This is a genomic window from Shewanella sp. 30m-14 (assembly GCF_052977125.1).
The window spans coordinates 22,467-41,357 of record NZ_JBRILW010000036.1 but is presented as its reverse complement, the minus strand read 5'-3'; the positions used below and the strand labels follow the sequence as shown (position 1 = coordinate 41,357).

The 18,891-nt window shown below is 43.3% G+C and carries 11 protein-coding genes and 1 tRNA gene; 7 read left to right on the top strand and 5 right to left on the bottom strand.

Annotated features, from left to right (window positions below; all coding sequences use genetic code 11):
- Window positions 1-237 precede the first annotated feature (237 nt).
- The 4 genes from ACVBIU_RS19315 to ACVBIU_RS19300 all read right to left on the bottom strand — a co-directional run bounded on the left by ACVBIU_RS19315 (window position 238) and on the right by ACVBIU_RS19300 (window position 4,136).
- Window positions 238-314, bottom strand: a tRNA-Met gene (locus tag ACVBIU_RS19315).
- Between the two features lie 585 nt (window positions 315-899).
- Window positions 900-1,991 carry a redox-regulated ATPase YchF gene (gene ychF / locus ACVBIU_RS19310; protein WP_447162512.1) on the bottom strand — a complete coding sequence of 364 codons (1,092 nt, stop codon included), beginning with the start codon at window positions 1,989-1,991 and terminating at the stop codon, window positions 900-902.
- A 53-nt stretch (window positions 1,992-2,044) separates the two neighbouring features.
- A complete protein-coding gene (gene pth / locus ACVBIU_RS19305) occupies window positions 2,045-2,629 on the bottom strand; it encodes an aminoacyl-tRNA hydrolase (RefSeq protein ID WP_447162511.1) in 585 nt (194 codons plus the stop codon).
- A gap of 307 nt (window positions 2,630-2,936) precedes the next feature.
- Window positions 2,937-4,136 (bottom strand): FAD-dependent monooxygenase, encoded by a 1,200-nt coding sequence (locus ACVBIU_RS19300; protein ID WP_447162510.1) that lies wholly within the window; start codon window positions 4,134-4,136, stop codon window positions 2,937-2,939.
- A 323-nt stretch (window positions 4,137-4,459) separates the two neighbouring features.
- Between ACVBIU_RS19300 and ACVBIU_RS19295 the strand changes: the two genes are divergently transcribed.
- The 7 genes from ACVBIU_RS19295 to ACVBIU_RS19265 all read left to right on the top strand — a co-directional run bounded on the left by ACVBIU_RS19295 (window position 4,460) and on the right by ACVBIU_RS19265 (window position 11,086).
- Entirely contained in the window at window positions 4,460-4,789 is a 330-nt protein-coding gene (locus ACVBIU_RS19295) for a hypothetical protein (RefSeq protein ID WP_447162509.1), read from the top strand.
- A gap of 95 nt (window positions 4,790-4,884) precedes the next feature.
- Window positions 4,885-6,312 (top strand): tRNA (N6-isopentenyl adenosine(37)-C2)-methylthiotransferase MiaB, encoded by a 1,428-nt coding sequence (gene miaB / locus ACVBIU_RS19290; RefSeq protein WP_447162508.1) that lies wholly within the window; start codon window positions 4,885-4,887, stop codon window positions 6,310-6,312.
- 159 nt (window positions 6,313-6,471) lie between these two features.
- Entirely contained in the window at window positions 6,472-7,512 is a 1,041-nt protein-coding gene (locus ACVBIU_RS19285) for a PhoH family protein (protein WP_447162507.1), read from the top strand.
- Window positions 7,505-7,975, top strand: a complete 471-nt coding sequence (ybeY, locus tag ACVBIU_RS19280; protein ID WP_447164550.1) for an rRNA maturation RNase YbeY — start codon at window positions 7,505-7,507, stop codon at window positions 7,973-7,975. Before ACVBIU_RS19285 ends, ybeY begins: the two co-directional genes overlap by 8 nt.
- A gap of 27 nt (window positions 7,976-8,002) precedes the next feature.
- Entirely contained in the window at window positions 8,003-8,872 is an 870-nt protein-coding gene (corC, locus tag ACVBIU_RS19275) for a CNNM family magnesium/cobalt transport protein CorC (protein WP_447162506.1), read from the top strand.
- Between the two features lie 50 nt (window positions 8,873-8,922).
- Complete coding sequence (gene lnt / locus ACVBIU_RS19270; RefSeq protein WP_447164549.1) at window positions 8,923-10,476, top strand: apolipoprotein N-acyltransferase; 1,554 nt, start codon at window positions 8,923-8,925, stop codon at window positions 10,474-10,476.
- Window positions 10,477-10,708: 232 nt separating this feature from the next.
- A complete protein-coding gene (locus tag ACVBIU_RS19265; protein ID WP_447164548.1) occupies window positions 10,709-11,086 on the top strand; it encodes a helix-turn-helix domain-containing protein in 378 nt (125 codons plus the stop codon).
- Window positions 11,087-11,736: 650 nt separating this feature from the next.
- Here ACVBIU_RS19265 and ACVBIU_RS19260 read toward each other — a convergent pair.
- On the bottom strand, window positions 11,737-18,741 hold the full coding sequence (locus tag ACVBIU_RS19260; protein ID WP_447164547.1) for an ImpA family metalloprotease: 7,005 nt from the start codon (window positions 18,739-18,741) through the stop codon (window positions 11,737-11,739).
- Window positions 18,742-18,891 lie beyond the last annotated feature (150 nt).

Here is an 18,891-nt window from a genome sequence, read left to right as displayed (position 1 = left end):
GAGAGACTTGAACTCTCACACCTTGCGGCACCAGAACCTAAATCTGGCGTGTCTACCAATTCCACCACTCCCGCACTACATCTGTTTTTACATCTTGATTAAGATGGCGTTCGAACTAGGCGTGTCTAATATCAACACCCACTATTCTTACACAACATCAAGTTTTACATCTAGATAAGATACTCAATATTTTATATCCTGAGAAGATACCTCACTAACTAAGTTAGTAAAGGAAGATGGTAGCAATGGCGGGATTTGAACCTGCGACCCCAGCATTATGAGTGCTGTGCTCTAACCAACTGAGCTACATTGCCATCGTTTCTTTTCGTTCCCCTGTCTGGGGAACGGGGCGTATTATGCTTATTCAGGTGAATCAGGTCAACTGCTTTTTTTCGCAAATTTACCGAAAAAGCATTGTTCGGCGATAACTTCACCAAACTGAGCAACAGATATGCAAAAAAGGGCCTATCGAGAGAGAAAACTTAATACTTTGAGGAATGCTGTTCACTGGTTTTCGGTAAAAAACCGTCTTTCTTTGCCACTGTCATCACTCAATAGCTATACCTAAGCTTACTCAATGAGTGCTTTTTAAACTTAACGACACCTAACTTAACAACTAGATTGATTAAAATTACATTGAGCTATCGAGTGTCTTTAAAGTAATAGAGCCTCTGCACTCGTAATAATCCACATCGAACGTGTATAAGCCTGCTCAACGCTACATTATTAGAGTCGACGCTGAGCTAAAAAGAAAAGGTTATAGACCTGATAGTATTTATAGTAAGCAAAACCTGTAGGTAAAAAAAACGGCGGCTAAATTATTAGCCGCCGTTTGCATATTTTAGTAAAAAGCTTTAGTTAAAAGCTCTAGTAAAGAGCTCTAGTATCAAGCGATTCCCTTATACGTTAAATAGGAAATGCATCACATCGCCATCTTTAACGGTATAGGTTTTACCTTCAACACGTAGCTTGCCCGCTTCTTTCGCGCCAGCTTCACCTTTGTAAGTAATGAAATCGTCATAAGCCATAACTTGTGCACGAATAAATCCACGCTCAAAATCTGTATGGATAACGCCAGCAGCTTGCGGAGCACTTGCACCGACACGCACAGTCCAAGCACGAACTTCTTTTACACCAGCTGTAAAATAAGTTTGTAGATTTAGTAGCTCATAACCAGCACGAATAACACGGTCAAGACCAGGCTCTTCGAGGCCAAGATCAGCCATAAATTCATTACGGTCTTCAGCATCCATCTCTGCAAGCTCAGACTCAATCGCCGCACATACTGCAACAACCACTGCGTTTTCTTCAGCAGCAATGGCTTTCACAATATCTAAATGTGGGTTATTTTCAAAACCATCTTCAGCTACGTTAGCAATGTACATAGTAGGCTTAAGTGTCAGGAAGTTTAGGTAGCCAATCGCGGCTAACTCTTCTTTACTTAAATCCATTGAACGTAGCATTTTGCCTTCGTCCAGTACTGGGCGCATTTTTTCAAGCACTGCCACTTCAAACTTAGCTTCAGTGTCGCCGCCCTTTGCGCGCTTAGCTTGACGAGTAATCGCACGCTCGCACGAATCAAGATCCGCAAGTGCAAGCTCAGTGTTAATCACTTCTATGTCGCTCGCTGGGTCAACTTTATTCGCTACGTGAACAATGTTGTCATCTTCAAAACAACGAACAACGTGACCAATTGCATCAGTTTCACGGATGTTAGCTAGGAACTTGTTACCTAGACCTTCACCTTTCGAAGCACCAGCAACTAGACCTGCAATATCAACAAACTCCATTGTTGTTGCCAATACACGCTCAGGCTTAACAATGGCAGCTAATGCGTCTAGACGTGAATCAGGTACAGGAACAACACCTGTATTAGGCTCAATTGTACAGAACGGGAAGTTTGACGCTTCGATGCCAGCTTTTGTTAGTGCGTTGAAAAGTGTTGATTTACCAACGTTTGGCAGGCCTACGATGCCACATTTGAAACCCATATTGTTACCTTTAATATCAATGAATGACTTGAAGCAATGCTCCAAGCACTTGTTTATGCTTTAAAAGAATGCAGTCTATGCATCGCCTTTGCCATATCTTGGTTGAACAAGACTTCTGTCGAACGTACCGCTTCATCAATTGCAGCGTCCATCAGTTCTTGATCCGTTGGAGAGGCCTTACTCAGCACATAATTGCTCACCTGACTCTTATCACCAGGATGACCAATGCCAATACGTAAGCGGTAGAAGCCTTTATCATTTGCTAATTTTGCAATGATATCTTTAAGACCATTATGGCCACCGTGACCACCACCCAACTTAAATTTCGCTACACCCGGCGGCATATCAAGCTCATCGTGTGCAACTAATATCTCTTCAGGTGCGATGCGAAAAAAGTTCGCTAACGCGCCTACCGACTTACCACTTAAATTCATAAAGGTTGTCGGGATCAACAGACGAACATCTTTGCCATGCAAGGTAGCTCTCGCCGTCATGCCGAAGTATTTACTGTCTAATGTTAATGTGGCACCACAGACTCTAGCGAGTTCTTCAACGTACCACGCGCCAGCATTATGACGAGTCCGTTCGTACTGCGCGCCGGGGTTTGCAAGCCCAACTATCAGTTTAATATTGCTCATAGTACCCAGTCTGTATTTGCCTAATTTATGTTTTGCCGTCGATAAAACACACCAACAACAAAATTAAAAACGCGGCATTTTAGCACTCAAATAGCCTGCCAACAAATTATACGCCAATATCGTTTAAACATGATGCCGAGCTCAGGCTCTATTTGCCCCCAAATATGATGCATTTTTCGAAAGGGCCTAGAAAAAAAACAATGGAAATCGACAAAAAAACCGAATAGGTAATATTCGGTTTTCATCTTATGCTTATGCTTATGCTAACGCCTATGGTGTCAAATTAGTCGAGACAACCATTTTATAATTAAAACCCCATTGCGTATTTAAGTACCTGCTTCTTAATTGGGCCGTCGATATTGGCCAGTTTCAGTGCACCATTACGCAGAAGTTTTAATGGCAAGATGTCGTTACTAAAGCTTGCATAGAACAGATCCATGGTCGACATCATCAACAAATTATCTCGATAGCGGCATTGTTGATATTTTTCTAACACCTTACTGTGCCACCAGCCTTTCTCATCCTCTAAATGGCTAGCAATAGTATTTATTAAGGCATCAACATCTTTAAAACCTAGATTAACTCCCTGCCCTGCCAGTGGGTTAATCGTGTGCGCGGCATCACCGAGGATCACTAAGTTATCTCGGTAGTAAACTTGTGCATGGCGGCGAGTCAGCTTAAAACTTGCCTTATTAACCACGTTAAAATCGCGGTCTAAACGCGCAGGGAAGTACTGAACGATTTGTGCTTTTAAGGCTAAATTATTGAGCTGAGAGAGCTGAGCTATTTTATTCGCGTCGTCATACCAAACTAATGAAGCATTATTGCCGGGTAATGGCAATAATGAACGTGGACCACTTGGCGTAAACTGCTGCCAGGTGACATCTTGTTGTTTAGCCGCGGTTTCAATATTAATCAGCATCGCTGACTGCGCATAATCCCAGCCAGTGATTCCAATATTGGCCCATTGGCGCACCATAGAGTTGGCACCATCAGCGCCAATCAGTAAACGTGTCGTCAATGAATCACCATTATCGAGTTTAAGCGCTATCAAATCTTGAGCTGGTGTCCGAGAAAGCATCGCAATCTTGGTTGGACAATGTAGCGTGATATTATCTAGCTGCTCCATGCGCTGCCAAAGTGCTAATTGGATCAGGCGATTTTCGATAATATGGCCTAAATGAGGTGAGCCAATTTGGTCACTGTGGAAACGCGTAATACAGCCATCTAGCTCCCACGTTTCTAGACCTTTATAGGCTACCTTACGCATGGAGTCTAAACCTGACAGAGCACCTAAGCGTTCAAGCAATGCTTCAGACGCGGCACTGATCGCAGAAACCCGTAAATCTAATGGCTGCTCACTGTCATAGGCTTTAGGAGCAAACGCTTCGACTATCGCAACCTTTAATCCAAGTTGACCAAGACCAATCGCTGTCGCGGCGCCGACCATTCCGCCCCCCACAACAACTGCATCATATAGATTGCTTTCAGTACTTGTCTGTTCCACCGCTTTGTCTCCTGACAACTAAACTCATTTTTCGCTACCGAGTTTACACCTAAAAAGCATCGACATTAGCGCTTTATACAAGAAAGTTTGCACTATTTGATGCCCATCAGATTATCCCTGCCTTGAATTGCTCATCCCCGTGCTTCATCAAGTAAAATTTGACCGCTAAGCGCTACAAAATATGTCATTTGATGTCAAATATGGGTCTAACGTGTATAAATGTGTCTGAACTGGCTTTTACTCACACCTGCTTACAAACCGTCGGGCTTAGCTGCAAACCATGCCATACACTCAAGTTATCTAATGGATATATCCATAGAGAAATGAGTGAGGATAATATGAAAGTCATTGCCTACGCTATACTATCAGCAGCGTTAGTAGCGCCCTCGATAAGTTATGCCAACGACAGTCAAAATCAGATCGAGCACATCACTGTCACTTACCGAACTCCATTTGAATACGCCATGTATCAATACACGAGTGATATGTTGCAAGATTTCAACCAGCAAGTGCGGGTAGAAATCCAACAGCAAGCCAAGTCGAACATCATGCAGATGGCTAAGGAGCAAGGCTTTATTAGCAGCCAAGTTGCGAAAGCTGAACAACCAAATAAAACCGTATTAAATTCAGGAGTATTAAAATCGGCTGAATAAATTCACTTTATTAACGGCTAAATGCTAGCCACAGGCTAACTTAGGCGTTAAAATGTCGCGCTATTTTTTCGGTGCTTCTAGAGTGATACAGACTGATGAGTAAAAAACTCCATATTAAAACTTGGGGCTGTCAAATGAATGAGTATGACTCTTCTAAGATGGCTGATCTTCTTGACGAATACGAAGGTTATACACTAACAGACAATGCTGAAGAAGCTGACGTGCTGCTGCTGAACACTTGCTCTATTCGTGAAAAAGCACAGGAAAAGGTTTTTCATCAGCTAGGACGCTGGAAAACATTAAAAGATAAGAAGCCAGGCCTAATTATTGGCGTTGGTGGTTGTGTTGCCTCACAAGAAGGTAAAGCAATTAAAGAGCGTGCGCAGTGTGTTGACCTTATTTTTGGTCCACAAACCTTACACCGCCTGCCTGAAATGATTGATCAAATCAAAGACGGAAAGAAAGCGGTAATCGACGTTAGCTTCCCTGAAATTGAGAAGTTTGACCGTCTACCAGAGCCTCGCGCTGATGGTCCAAGTGCATTCGTGTCAATTATGGAAGGTTGCAGCAAGTACTGCTCTTTCTGTGTTGTGCCTTATACACGTGGTGAAGAAGTTAGCCGACCACTTGACGATATCATTCTTGAAATCGCCCAGTTGGCTGAACAAGGCGTGCGTGAAGTAAACTTATTAGGTCAAAACGTAAATGCTTATCGTGGCGCAACCCACGATGATGAAATCTGTACTTTTGCAGAGCTTTTACGTTACGTGGCAGCAATTGATGGCATCGACCGTCTACGCTTTACCACTAGTCACCCGATTGAGTTTACGCAAGACATTATTGATGTGTATGAAGACACCCCTGAATTGGTGAGTTTCTTACATTTACCAGTGCAATCAGGTTCTGACTTGATCCTAACGCAAATGAAACGCGGCCATATGGCAATCGAATATAAGTCGATTATCCGCCGTTTACGTAAAGCGCGTCCTGATATTCTAATCAGCTCAGATTTTATCATTGGTTTCCCTGGTGAATCGAAGCAAGATTTTGCTGACACAATGAAGCTAATTGAAGAGATCCAATTCGACCATAGCTTTAGTTTTATCTACAGTGCGCGCCCTGGCACGCCGGCAGCAGATCTTCCAGATGATGTTAGCCTAGATGAGAAAAAAGAACGTCTGGCCATTTTGCAAGATCGCATCACCCAGCAAGCAATGCGCTATAGCCGCCATATGGTAGGCACTGTGCAACGTATCTTGGTTGAAGGTCCATCGGTTAAAAATCCAATGGAGCTTCGCGGTCGAACTGAAAACAGCCGTGTAGTGAACTTTGAAGGTATGCATAAACATATCGGTAAATTTGTCGACGTAGAGATTGTAGACGTGTATACCAACTCTTTACGCGGTGTGTTTATCCGTGGTGAAGATGAAATGGATCTACGTCGTGATCTGCGCCCATCAGACATCACTGCAAAGTATAAGCAAGATGATGATTTAGGGGTTACCCAGTTTAAGCCTGCTTAAACTAACAATACCCAAACTAGAATACGCAAAAGGCGGCATCCTGAGATGCCGCTTTTTTCTTCTTAATTGCCTTTGAAAAATACCATTCGCAATTATTGAATATGCCTCGTAAACTAGCATTATTAGCGAAAACCCGACGTCGATAAATGGAGTGAATTTTTGTCAAACAAGTTAACTACGCTCAACCTATATTTAGAGCCAGCGGAAACCCGTAGACTAGCTTCACTTTGCGGCCCATTTGATGACAACATCAAGCAGTTAGAGCGCCGCATTGGCGTTGAAATTAGCTACCGCAACAATCACTTTCAAATTGTTGGTACGCCGCGTAACTGCTTAACTGCTAATAATCTACTCAGAAACCTCTATATCGAAACGCAGCCACTTAAAGGCAGCACACCTGATTTAGAGCCCGATGCAGTACATATTGCGATTCAAGAAGCGATAGCCCTTGAGATGGAAGCGCCTCGCGATGACAGTGAGCTTTTTATCAAGACCAAGCGTGGCGTGATTAAACCCCGCAATCCAAACCAAAGTGACTATGTGCGCAACATCGTCACTCATGATATAACTTTTGGTATTGGTCCCGCTGGCACAGGTAAAACCTACCTTGCCGTTGCAGCCGCAGTTGATGCATTAGAGCGCCAAGAAGTTCGTCGAATTTTACTCACTCGCCCGGCTGTTGAAGCTGGTGAAAAATTGGGTTTCTTACCCGGTGACTTAAGTCAAAAAGTAGACCCTTATCTGCGTCCGCTTTATGATGCGCTATTTGAGATGATGGGCTTTGAGAAAGTCGAGCGTTTAATCGAGCGCAACGTGATTGAAGTCGCGCCGCTTGCCTATATGCGCGGCCGCACATTAAATGATGCGTTTATTATTCTCGATGAAAGCCAAAATACCACGGTTGAACAGATGAAAATGTTCTTAACCCGTATTGGTTTTAACTCACGAGCAGTGATCACTGGCGACATTACACAAATTGATTTACCTAAGCATCAAAAGTCTGGCCTGCGCCACTCAATTGAAGTGCTCGGTGAGGTCGATGAAATTAGTTTTAACTTCTTCCAAGCAAAAGATGTTGTACGCCACCCCGTGGTTGCGCGCATTGTTGAAGCCTATGAAGCTTTCGAGTTAAAAGCACAATCGAGTAAAGGCAATAAAGATAGCCAATACCAATTACAGGAAACTGCTAACCATGAGTGATAATCAAACGGTTATCGATCTTGATGTTCAAATTGCTGTTGAAGGTTTTCAACTACCAACACAAGCTGAACTGGAACTTTGGGTCAAAACTGCACTCAGAGATACTATGGATGAGGCAGAATTAACGATTCGTATCGTCGACGTTGAAGAAAGCCAACAGTTGAATAACACTTATCGTGGAAAAGACAAGCCGACAAATGTATTGTCTTTTCCCTTTGAAGCACCACCGGGCATTGAGCTACCATTATTAGGTGATTTAGTGATTTGTGCGGCGGTAGTAGAGCAAGAAGCAATTGATCAAAATAAACCACTAATCGCACATTGGGCACACATGGTTGTACATGGTTGTCTCCATCTGCTAGGGTATGATCATATTGAAGACTCTGAGGCTGAAGAGATGGAGTCATTAGAGACCCAACTCATTGAAAGCCTTGGTTATACTAATCCTTATGAGGAGCAATAATTGGCTCACCTGAGTCAAGAAAACACTATGAGTGACGATATCCCACCGAGTACTAACGCCCACAAGAAGGGCTGGTTAGAGAAAGTAAGTCAGTTGTTCCAGGGCGAACCGCAAAATCGCGAAGACCTAGTTGGCGTAATTCACGATGCAGAGATGCGTGAAGTAATCAGCGAAGACACTCGCGAAATGATTAAAGGTGTCTTAGAAGTATCCGATCTACGTGTAAGGGATATTATGATCCCACGTGCACAGATTGTAGCTATCCAAATAAATGATTCAGTAGAAGATGTACTTTCTACCGTGATCAGTTCAGCACACTCCCGTTTTCCCGTAGTCAATGAAGATAAAGATCATATCGAAGGCATTTTGCTTGCGAAAGACTTGATTCAGTATGGCTTTAAAAACAATGAGCATCCATTTGAATTACGCCAAGTAATTCGACCTGCAGTTGTTGTTCCTGAGAGTAAGCGTGTTGATGTCTTACTAAAAGAGTTCCGCTCTCAACGTTACCATATGGCGATTGTTGTCGATGAGTATGGTGGAGTATCTGGACTTGTAACAATTGAAGATATTCTCGAAGAGATCGTTGGTGAAATTGAAGATGAATTTGATCATGACTCAGCTGAAGAGACTGAGATCAAGCAGATCGCGAAGCAAGTCTTCATGGTAAAAGCGCTCACTCCAATTGATGATTTCAATTCAACATTTGGTACAGAGTTCAGCGACGAAGAGTTCGATACAGTCGGTGGTATGGTATCTCATGCCTTTGGCCACTTACCTGAGCGTGACGAAAAAGTCATGATCCAGAATATTGAATTTAAAGTTGTTAATGCCGACACCCGTCGCTTAATTCAACTTAGAGTAAAATTTGCAGATAACAATCATAGCAATGATTAGACGGTTGCCTAGCAACTAACTCCGTTATCACGACCCAATGATGAGGCTATATGCTGAATAAACTTCGGGCATTAGCCCATCATTCGCGTTCGAAAATGGTGCTAGCCTATGCGGCTGGCGCCACTACGGCGCTCTCCTTTGCTCCCTACTCTATCTGGCCAATCTATCTAGTTGCGATGGCCTACATTGTGCATCAAAGTGCAGACTTAACCCCTAAGCAAGCTTTTCGCTATTGGCTGAGTTTTGGCTTTGGCTGCTTCTCTGTGGGGATCAGCTGGGTCCATGTCAGCATGGATATCTATGGCGGTATGCCGCTTATCGCCTCCATCGCTTTAATGGCACTACTTGCCTTATATCTGGCACTTTATCCTGCACTTGCAGGCTGTCTAATGCAAAAGCTCGCACCGAAGACGTCACTGTTACGTAACTTACTGATATTCCCAACACTTTGGACCCTTACTGAATGGGCTAGAGGCTGGGTGTTAACAGGCTTTCCTTGGCTATGGGCTGGTTATAGTCAGACTGAGGGGCCGCTTAAGCCTATCGCCTCCATGTTTGGCACCTTAGGTCTAAGCTTTATTGTCGCCATGCTAGCCGGCGCTATCGCGCTATTAGCCGTTAAACGCTGGCAGAGCTTAGCCATTGCGGTGCCTGTACTTGCCGCACTGACCTTTATCGCACCTATGACCTCACAAGTGACACCTAATGGTGAAACCATCAAGGTTGCATTAGTTCAGGGGAACATCCCCCAAAGCATGAAATGGGATCCCGATGCGTTGTGGCCAACTATGCTCAAATACATGGACTTATCGCGTCCTGAGTTTTCAGCCGATCTGATCATATGGCCAGAAGCGGCAATTCCCGCTCCCGAGTATATGGTGAAGGACTTCCTCTATAACGCCAATAAAGCCGCTAATTTAAACAACACAGCCATCGTCACTGGCATTATCAGCAACCATGGCGATGCTTTTTACAATTCGCTGATTGTGCTGGGTAACTACAATCATAAGCAACAGTCAGAGGCCGATTACTTAGGTGATGGTAGTAACGAATTTAAGAAGCATCATCTATTGCCTATCGGTGAATTTGTGCCGTTCGAATCATTGCTGCGGCCTCTAGCACCGTTTTTTAATCTGCCAATGTCTTCATTCAACCGCGGTGATTTTACCCAGCCAAACCTCAATGCGGTGGGTCATCAGATATCACCTGCTATCTGCTACGAAATTGCTTTTCCAGAGCAGTTACGTGCCAATATGAATGACAATACCGACCTGCTTCTAACAGTCTCCAACGATGCTTGGTTTGGCACCTCTAATGGTCCATTGCAACATATGGAAATTGCTCAGATGCGTTCGGTAGAGTTAGGGCGACCGCTAGTGCGTGCAACCAATAACGGCGTGACCGCAGTAGTTGACGAGAAAGGTAATATCACTCAGCAGCTGCCGCAGTTTGAAGCTGGAGTTCTGGTTGCTGATATAGCCTTAATGAAGGGACACACACTGTTCACCACACTTGGTCAGTGGCCAGTGTTGATATTGAGCTTGTTAAGCATCCTAGCAGTCTTTATTCGAAAGTTTGCTTTTACTATTAAAAATCAGAAGTAACTCCATTTAAGCGGTAGCACAGCTACCGCTTATTATCCTCGCAACTAAGAAGAGAAATTCTATATTTAAAGTTGTCGTCTCAACATATTTTTATACGCATGTTTTGTTGCCTGCTAATTTTCGCGATTCACATATAAAAAAGGCTGAAACAGACTTGATTAGAGCTTCCTAAGGTTCTCCACTTCTCGCCATTGCCTTAAACTATCATGACAGTTAACAACCATTAGGTATTATGATTAATCAAAGTTCTACAACAGAAGCTATCTCAAATCGGATTGAAAAAAGGAAAAATGAGCTTGATATTTCCAATGCACAAATCGCAAAGGAATGTAATGTTACGGCCAGAACAGTGATTAACTGGACCAGTGGCTCCTCAACCCCTCCAATGACTAAGCTCGTGCCACTTAGTTTTCTCCTCAGAAAACCAATAGGCTGGATTGTTACCGGAACCGAAGATTTACCTCAGTGGCTAAGTATCAGTGTTGGTGAACTGATCGAGTTTCATAAACAGCTCACAAAATACACGCCATCTGAACGTAAGATGCTATTTAACTCAATAAGCACTTTAATAGATAATTTTGATTACATCCTAGAAAGTAGAAAAAATTAATAATACCGCTTCAAAATGAATATTAATTTTCTGAAATGACAAACATTTAAATACTAGATATATGCCAAAATCGTACTACGCAGCAAGGTAATTCCTGCGCACTTATTGAAAATGTCTCACAACACGTTCATTACCGCGATATTATTAATATATGTGCTTATAAGTAAAGAAGTGACCTTCTGAAGAAGGTCGCTTTGCTATCTGTTGCAAATAAGACTCCCTAGAGGAGAGCTTTCCTATCGTGCTTTAGCAAGACGCCGTAAATATATCCCTATAGGCCTTTTCTTAAAGGCGTGGGCTAAATCACTGATCGCTATGGATTGGCGGGAATGCCAATTAATGTAGGGAACATTTATGGCACTGATTTAGAAGCTTGCACTGCACTTCTAGCAAAGCTTAACTTTAACGTCGATGTGTTTAAATGCACTTATAATCCCTGTATCGCAGGGATGCTAAGCTCACCTCCATGGACACATTACTTTCAAAACAAGTCGGCGTGCTAATAAGCCATTAAACATAGCCTACTCCATAACTTTCATTTGTTTTATTTCAGGCAAAGCCGAATTGATGATAACGGCCCCAACTGAGTCGATTGTTTAGGGCTGAAAATAAAAAATAGCGCCTTATAGGCGCTATTTTTAACAAATGCTTTATTTAATCATATCGGCAACATCTTGCGCAGTTAGGCTAATAAAGCTGATGCCTGAATCTCCCTCATACAAAATCCCCACACCATCATTAGCAAGTTTGATTGCGGCTGAGTAGCCAGCATGACCAGAGGCTAATGTATAAGGGGGGCTATACGTTTTCCCTTCATCAAGGCTACTCCATAATGCTAGGTTGTTTCGACCAGATCCTTTTGGACCAGAAAAAATAAGCTGATTTTGCATATCTCCATCTTTAACGGCACGGTAACGAACTAGCGAGGTATCGACTTTAGTGATATTAATCCCGGTTACTGAATTATCTCTACTCCAGCTAATACCGCCATCACTGCTTCGCAGCCAGATACGAGCACCACTTACCTCATTACCATCATTACGCGCAGAGATCATCAGCTGACCATCTTCTAGCTCAACAATCTCACTTTCTGTTGGCCCTGAAATAGGTGCTAATTCTCCTAACTGCCATGTAGCACCATTATCATCACTGTAAACTGAACCCGTGTAATAACGTATATTAGCATTCGGCTCAGTAGGCTCTAATGGTGCACGAACAATATTAGGGAATATCAAGCGACCATTAAGTGCGGGATCTGCTTGCCACTTTAGCTGAATACCGATTCCGGGACCGGAATTGATGCTATGCCAAGTTGTTTTTTTTGTGTATTGATGAACTATCGCCTCTTCCCATGTTTGACCATTATCGCGGCTGCGACGTGACACTAAGTAATTAGGTGAACTCGGTTTTGCACAGTTACCATTTTGCGCGCAACGATCTTCCCACTGGGTATACATGATGATGATATCACCGGTTTCTTCATCTAAGATTGCGCGAGGGTCTGAGTAATCAAAACCAATCGTCTCATGAAGAACAACGGTTCCCCCCCAGCTAGTTCCATTATCAGTAGAGCGCTTCATCTCCATCTTGATAATGCCGGCAGCCCCAGGATCTGCACTACTTGGTCTACCTTCAATAAAGGCCAGTAACGAGTTATCCTGCGCTTTAATCAATGATGGTATGCGATAATATTTACTGCCATTGATCCCTTCTTGATTGTGCCGAAAAACATCAACTGTATTAAATTTCCCCGAGACCTCGTTCGCTACAGAAAACAGTGTCTTTCGGAGCTCCATTACACCTGCACCACTTGTTGTCACTTTCCCTAGAAAGACTCCTGTATGGCTACTCGAGCTACCCGTCCAGTTATCAATTAACTTATTATCGAAATAAAAGTCAGTTGTTCGAGTTTTCGCTTGATAACGCATCTCAAACTTATGGTATGCCTCACTCCCAGTCTCTTCGATTAAAGTATGAGTTTGACCTCCCTCAAGGGCAACAATCAGATCTCCGGCACTATTAATACTAAACATAGGCAAGAAACGGATCCCAGTTGAACCAATGTAGAATGAATGTCTTGAACCTGACACAATCCTTGCGTCCATGACAAATGACCAGTCACTATTAAAGACCCTAGCTGCTAGCTCGGAATCAAAACCATTTGATGTTTGCGCTAGGCCACCTTCACCATTAAATTCAGTCGCTGGCTTACCATTGAACGTAGTCTCAGTAATAAAGCCTTCACGGCTTAACTTATGAGTGAAGCCCTGTTCTGCAATGGTGCCTTTTTTCGCATCAAACTCAAATTCAGTTTTCTTATCAGCATTGTGTAAGTCAGAATTAAGACGTTCCCCCCAAATCTCATAGCCCATCGTCGTTAGGTGTAAGCCGTCATACATAATAGATGAGCTAATCGCACCATTTATCATGTCTCCATTTTCAACAAACTCACTGCCATAATCGACAAACTTAACATTGTCATTCGCTTGAGCTAAACGATTCAAGGCCTCATTTATCATGACCACAGTCCACTTAGATGCCTTTTGGGTTGACGGTAATAAGCCATGTAGATGAATACGCGCCTGTGGCTGCAGCTGACGTAAACGTTCAACTACCGCGGTAATACCATCTAGCGTATCGACAACACCGTTACTCTTATAGTTATTGATCCCTATCATCAGGCTGATATCTTCAGGATTATAACCAGCAAAGTTCTCCTCTAAACGCCAAAGCATCCACTGGGTTCTGTCGCCTGAAATACCAAAGTTAGCACTGGTTCTATTTTCAGTATTTTCGCTACCGAAATACTGCTCCCATACAGGGAAGCCGCGCACAATCGAACCACCATTTCGGTCATCGGGAGAGCCCCAAGTCCATAGTTCTGTAATCGAGTCACCAATCGCAATATAGTTTTCACCTAGGCTATCGGCATCATTAATCACTTTATTTCTGGCTGGATAGCCACTCGACGTACGTGTTGCAGGCATTGTGGTGGCTAATACTGGAACACGTTTTGTTAGACTACCGACGTAACCGGCACTATCTGTCACCTTTAACGTAACGTAATAGTTACCCGCTTTACTAAAGGTATGCTCAAACTGCTCACCTTGGCCAAATGTGCCATCAGTTAAGCTCCACTCATAAGTGAGTGCATCACGACCTTCAGCTAGCTTAGTTGCTCTGGCATCGAAGCTAACGCTGCGACTATTTGCATTACTGTTGAGACTACTGCGTAACATAGTGGTAGCAATATTAACTACTGGTGCACTATCAAATACATAATCGGCGACAGGAGCATCTGACAGTCTGGCAATATCATCTGCCGACAGCACTTTGTCAAAGAAGCTCACTCGTTCGATATTTCCTTCGAAACACATGTTACCTTGGCTGTCAGGTTGACCTATATGCAACCGCTCACTGTTGACCGCATCGCTAAAGAAACTCTTAGCCAGAGTATGTGCTTGCTCAACGCCATCAATATAGAGTCGAGTTCCCTGTTGTTGATCGGCAACCCAAACAAGAGCATGCCACTGTCCATCCTGCCATTGACCCGTTGCAATTAAGTTCATCTGCTTGCTGCCCGATTGCATCGCGTTCACCTGTAATGCATTATTCGCGGCATTCAAAGTCACAGATAAATTGCCTTTATTGACATCATTATTGCTAAATGTCAGTAAATTCATGTCCTTTCCATTCGCGTCTGCGCGGAATCGAATATAGACTGAGCCCGTAGACATAGCCCTAATTACAGCTGCATTGTCAGAGATATCGACACCGCTATTGGCTAAGCAACTAAAGTCACTATCACGTGTGTCATACTGCTGTGAAGGAGTATCGATGATAGGTAAGTTAGGCAACTCACCTTCTTCAACGGGAGGCTTAATTGCAGGTATCGCAGGGAACTGCCCATCCTCTGGCCACACAGACTCTCCATCGATAGGCAACGGAACCACTAAGTCCAGCCCATACATCCAGTCAGATCCTTTCACTGCATAGTAAATTTGTGGAATAGTCTCGAAGTTCAAGCTTGCTATCTGCTGTGAGGCTTTTTCAGAAATTCTAATACCATACATGGTTAAGAACTCTCGGAAATCACGCCCAGAAGCGATTGCCATATAGATGGCATTGCGATCATTGTTAGACGCAGCTTTTGCATCGGCTCGACTATATTCACTAAAACCAAGACGATCTCGCATGCTTAGCCATGTAGCTTCTTCTCTAACAGCCCGATTGAAATTAGAGTTCACAATATGCAATCGAGCATAGAAGTTCCAACCATCTTCAACAATGCCATTAGCCTGAGCAGACAGTACCATCTGTGCTTGAACTAATTCATGCTTAGCAATAATCCCTCGTTCTTCAAAATAAGCAATAGGGTCACCGCTTCGATAGGCCTCTTGAACTTGATTAAACTCTGATTCCCAAGGCTGACTATGTAATGACGCAACGCGTCCTTTATCCACAATATAACGAGAGCGCGAGTAAAATGAATAAGCGTTGGTTCGGCTATGCGAGCCCCAACCACTAAATCCAAGCATACGTCCTTCGATACCATGGCCGATTTCATGTAAATCACCATGACCTACAATGCTAAAGTCCCACCCTGCATCATAGGGGTTACCCGAGCAGCCAGCTCCACAGGTAGCTTGGTCTGCATTCATATGCTTTACATAGTTATAAGTATCAACCACCCAACCATTCGTATCGGCAAAATCATGAATCTCACTGACTCGCTCAATGCCATCGCCTTGATAACCAGCTAACAGTAATAAGTAGTTATGTGCATAGGTGTTTGTGTCTTCAGCAATAGTATCGATATCACCATAGTTTAATGTGCCTAAGAACTTACTGAAACGCGAGTGGACTTCAAAGTACGGTGTCGCCATCTCAACCCAATCATACTCAGCAGCAGCAATTTGCTGGTTAAACCGTTTGGTGTCTTCAGGTCCACTCCAATACGGATGTTCACCAATACTTTCAAACTCAAAAGTAATCTCATCACCTGCTGTATTAAACATACTTTGAATTGGACCGCCTATTGCCGAAGTGAAAGTAATCGTCTCACCTGGCACAATTGGTATTTTTTGACTCGTCGCCCATTTGGGCCGAGTATAGCTATTCGCCCCCCACTCTTTTGTCGCACCAGTACGCAGAGTATTAACAAATATTGACGTTATCGTCGGGCTATTATCGGTACGGGTAACTCGAACCGTTTGCCCAGGAATAGCGTAAACTCCCACAGATCCAAAGTTCTTCTTACTCAGCATCGACACTGTTTTATTTATCGGTGTGATATGACTAAAGTCGGTACGGCTAAAGTTACCAAGATCATTGGGAACAGGGTTATAGTCACGCGTAATATAGTGAGTAAAGTCGGCATAATAAGCTTTAAGGTAGTCAGCCGTTGGCGTAATACTTATTCCCATAGGGAAGCTTGCTTCAGTGCGGTAATGATCACCAATCAAAGTTAAAACTTTCTCGACGCGCATGCCTGGTAACTTAAACAGATCGATATTCAAACGTTCTAACTGCCGTAAAATAGCACTAATACTATTGGCCGGGTTGAAAAACTCGGTTTGATATTCAGCTATATTTCCGCATCCCTTATCGCAATCAGCGATATCAAAGCTGTATACCCCCGAGCTAAAACCTGTCAATAACTGGTGATATTTTTCAAGCTGCGAAGGCAATGCCCCTATTGTCGCGCTACCATCGAAACCACGAACATTCTCAGTCCCCGTACCGCCACGGTTATCTGCGAGATAACGTACATCAAACAGATTAAATAACTCTTTTCCTAGTTCAGTTTGACCACCGTCGTAATGTAAGTAAAGTACAGGGATACCGCTTGCTGCCGCTTGCTTAACGACACGTGTAACTTCCTCTTCATAACCTGGATAACGCGGCTTTTGAGAGATAATGAGTAGATCAGGCTTTTCAGCAAGGCAGGCTGCAAGCGCGGTATCATCACACACATTTTCAGCGTTATAGCTTAATTGCTCACCATAGTTATCATCTAACCATTTACGAGTCGCAGGATCATCGCGGAACCAACCTTCATTTGCCATTTCAGCAATAACAACATTGCCTAAGGTGCTTTCATCTTTACCCGTAAGCCACTTAATAGTGTTACGCATAAATTGATGCATCTCTTCACTGACTAAACCGTAGCCTGAATACCAGACTCTAAACGGGTGAGCGCCCATGACTAATGAGCGTCCAGTTTCATTATCGGCCATTACCGCAAATGCACTACCTTTGGTCGATAGCAAGGTGTCACCGTTAACACCAAACGTGCTACTAATTCTAGCCGCGTCATGGTGCGCATCCCAATCAATAGACGTTAGGCTAGTGCCATCTTCTTTTGCTGTACCATCTTCATTAAGATTAAATAGCTGGCGTTTAATATCATCATACTTGAAACGTTCTGACTCAAACTCTTCCAATAATGTATCGATAAAGATATTCGGATCATCAACCAGCATTGCATTACCAGTTCTGATCGCTTCTTCAACAAGATTATTTTGGGTAGGATCCGTTGTAGCTGAAACTGTTTCAGGCTCTGATTGCTTACCTTTGGCATCAAGGGCTATCACCTCGTAGCGGTAATTGGTTTCAGCGGTGACATCGCTATCACTATAGTGCGTTACGCCGCTACCAAGTGTCGCCACTTGCTGACCATCACGTTTAACGATATATCCAGCAGCATTATGATTATCGGTCCAATTAAGCGTCACATTTTCATGGCTCAACTCACTAATATTAAGCCCTGTCACGGCATTAACTGGCAGTGAGTCTGTCGTCGCAGAAACCGTAGCAGGCTCTGATTGCTGACCTTTGGCATCAAGGGCTATCACCTCGTAGCGGTAATTGGTTTCTGCGGTGACATCGCTATCAATGTAGTGCGTTACACCGCTATCAAGTGTCGCCACTTGCTGACCATCACGTTTAACGATATACCCAGCAGCATTATGATTATCGGTCCAATTAAGCGTCACATTTTCATGGCTCAACTCACTAACATTAAGCCCTGTCACTGCATTAACTGGCAGTGAGTCAGTTGCTGCTGATAATGTTACAGGCGGCCCTTCTCTACCGTCCGGACCAAATGCAATAATTTCGTATTGATAACTAGTATCGGCTTCAGCTCCTGAGTCTATGTACCAAGAAGTGCTCACGCCTACGATGGCAATTTGCTTACCATCACGCTTGATAAAATATCCCGTAGCATTCTTTGAAGGAGTCCAGCCGAACTTGATACTGCTAGCTGTCGTTTCAATAATGTATGGGTCTTTAGCTGAAATAATCCCCGAAGAGCTTGTTGTAATTGAGCTAGCAGCTATGGTGTATTTCCCTTTGGGTGTCCAAGCTATCACCTCATAATGATAAGTGGTGCCTTCCTCTACTCTTGGGTCATAAAACCAATCCGTTGTGGTACCGGCTGTCGCTTTTTTTACCCCATCTCGCATGACAATGTAAGCAAAAGCCTCATCATCGAGTTCCCAACTAAACCTTATGCTCTCTTCAGTGATTTTTACCACTTCTAAAGCGGCATAAGCGCTCAAATTTATAGATGTTGTACTTTCATCTTTAGCATAAACAGACTGACTACAAGATAAAAGAAGCAGTGCTCCCGCGGCGCTAATTTTCTTCATTAGTTACCTTCACATTCAATTTTATTTTTTCGTTTTATTATAACAACTTTGTTTTTCGCTATATAAAACCCGTCACTTAATAAACGTTCACTAGCCATGTAAAAACAATTTCTTTCTATACACTTAGTAATTTCGGCGTGTCATAAATAT

Coding starts and splice junctions, on each gene's coding strand:
- pth (WP_447162511.1), bottom strand. CDS start 2,629: ATGAGCAATATTAAACTGATAGTTGGGCTTGCAAACCCCGGCGCGCAG.
- ychF (WP_447162512.1), bottom strand. CDS start 1,991: ATGGGTTTCAAATGTGGCATCGTAGGCCTGCCAAACGTTGGTAAATCA.
- ACVBIU_RS19295 (WP_447162509.1), top strand. CDS start 4,460: ATGAGTGAGGATAATATGAAAGTCATTGCCTACGCTATACTATCAGCA.
- ybeY (WP_447164550.1), top strand. CDS start 7,505: ATGAGTGATAATCAAACGGTTATCGATCTTGATGTTCAAATTGCTGTT.
- ACVBIU_RS19265 (WP_447164548.1), top strand. CDS start 10,709: ATGATTAATCAAAGTTCTACAACAGAAGCTATCTCAAATCGGATTGAA.
- ACVBIU_RS19260 (WP_447164547.1), bottom strand. CDS start 18,741: ATGAAGAAAATTAGCGCCGCGGGAGCACTGCTTCTTTTATCTTGTAGT.
- lnt (WP_447164549.1), top strand. CDS start 8,923: ATGCTGAATAAACTTCGGGCATTAGCCCATCATTCGCGTTCGAAAATG.
- miaB (WP_447162508.1), top strand. CDS start 4,885: ATGAGTAAAAAACTCCATATTAAAACTTGGGGCTGTCAAATGAATGAG.
- corC (WP_447162506.1), top strand. CDS start 8,003: ATGAGTGACGATATCCCACCGAGTACTAACGCCCACAAGAAGGGCTGG.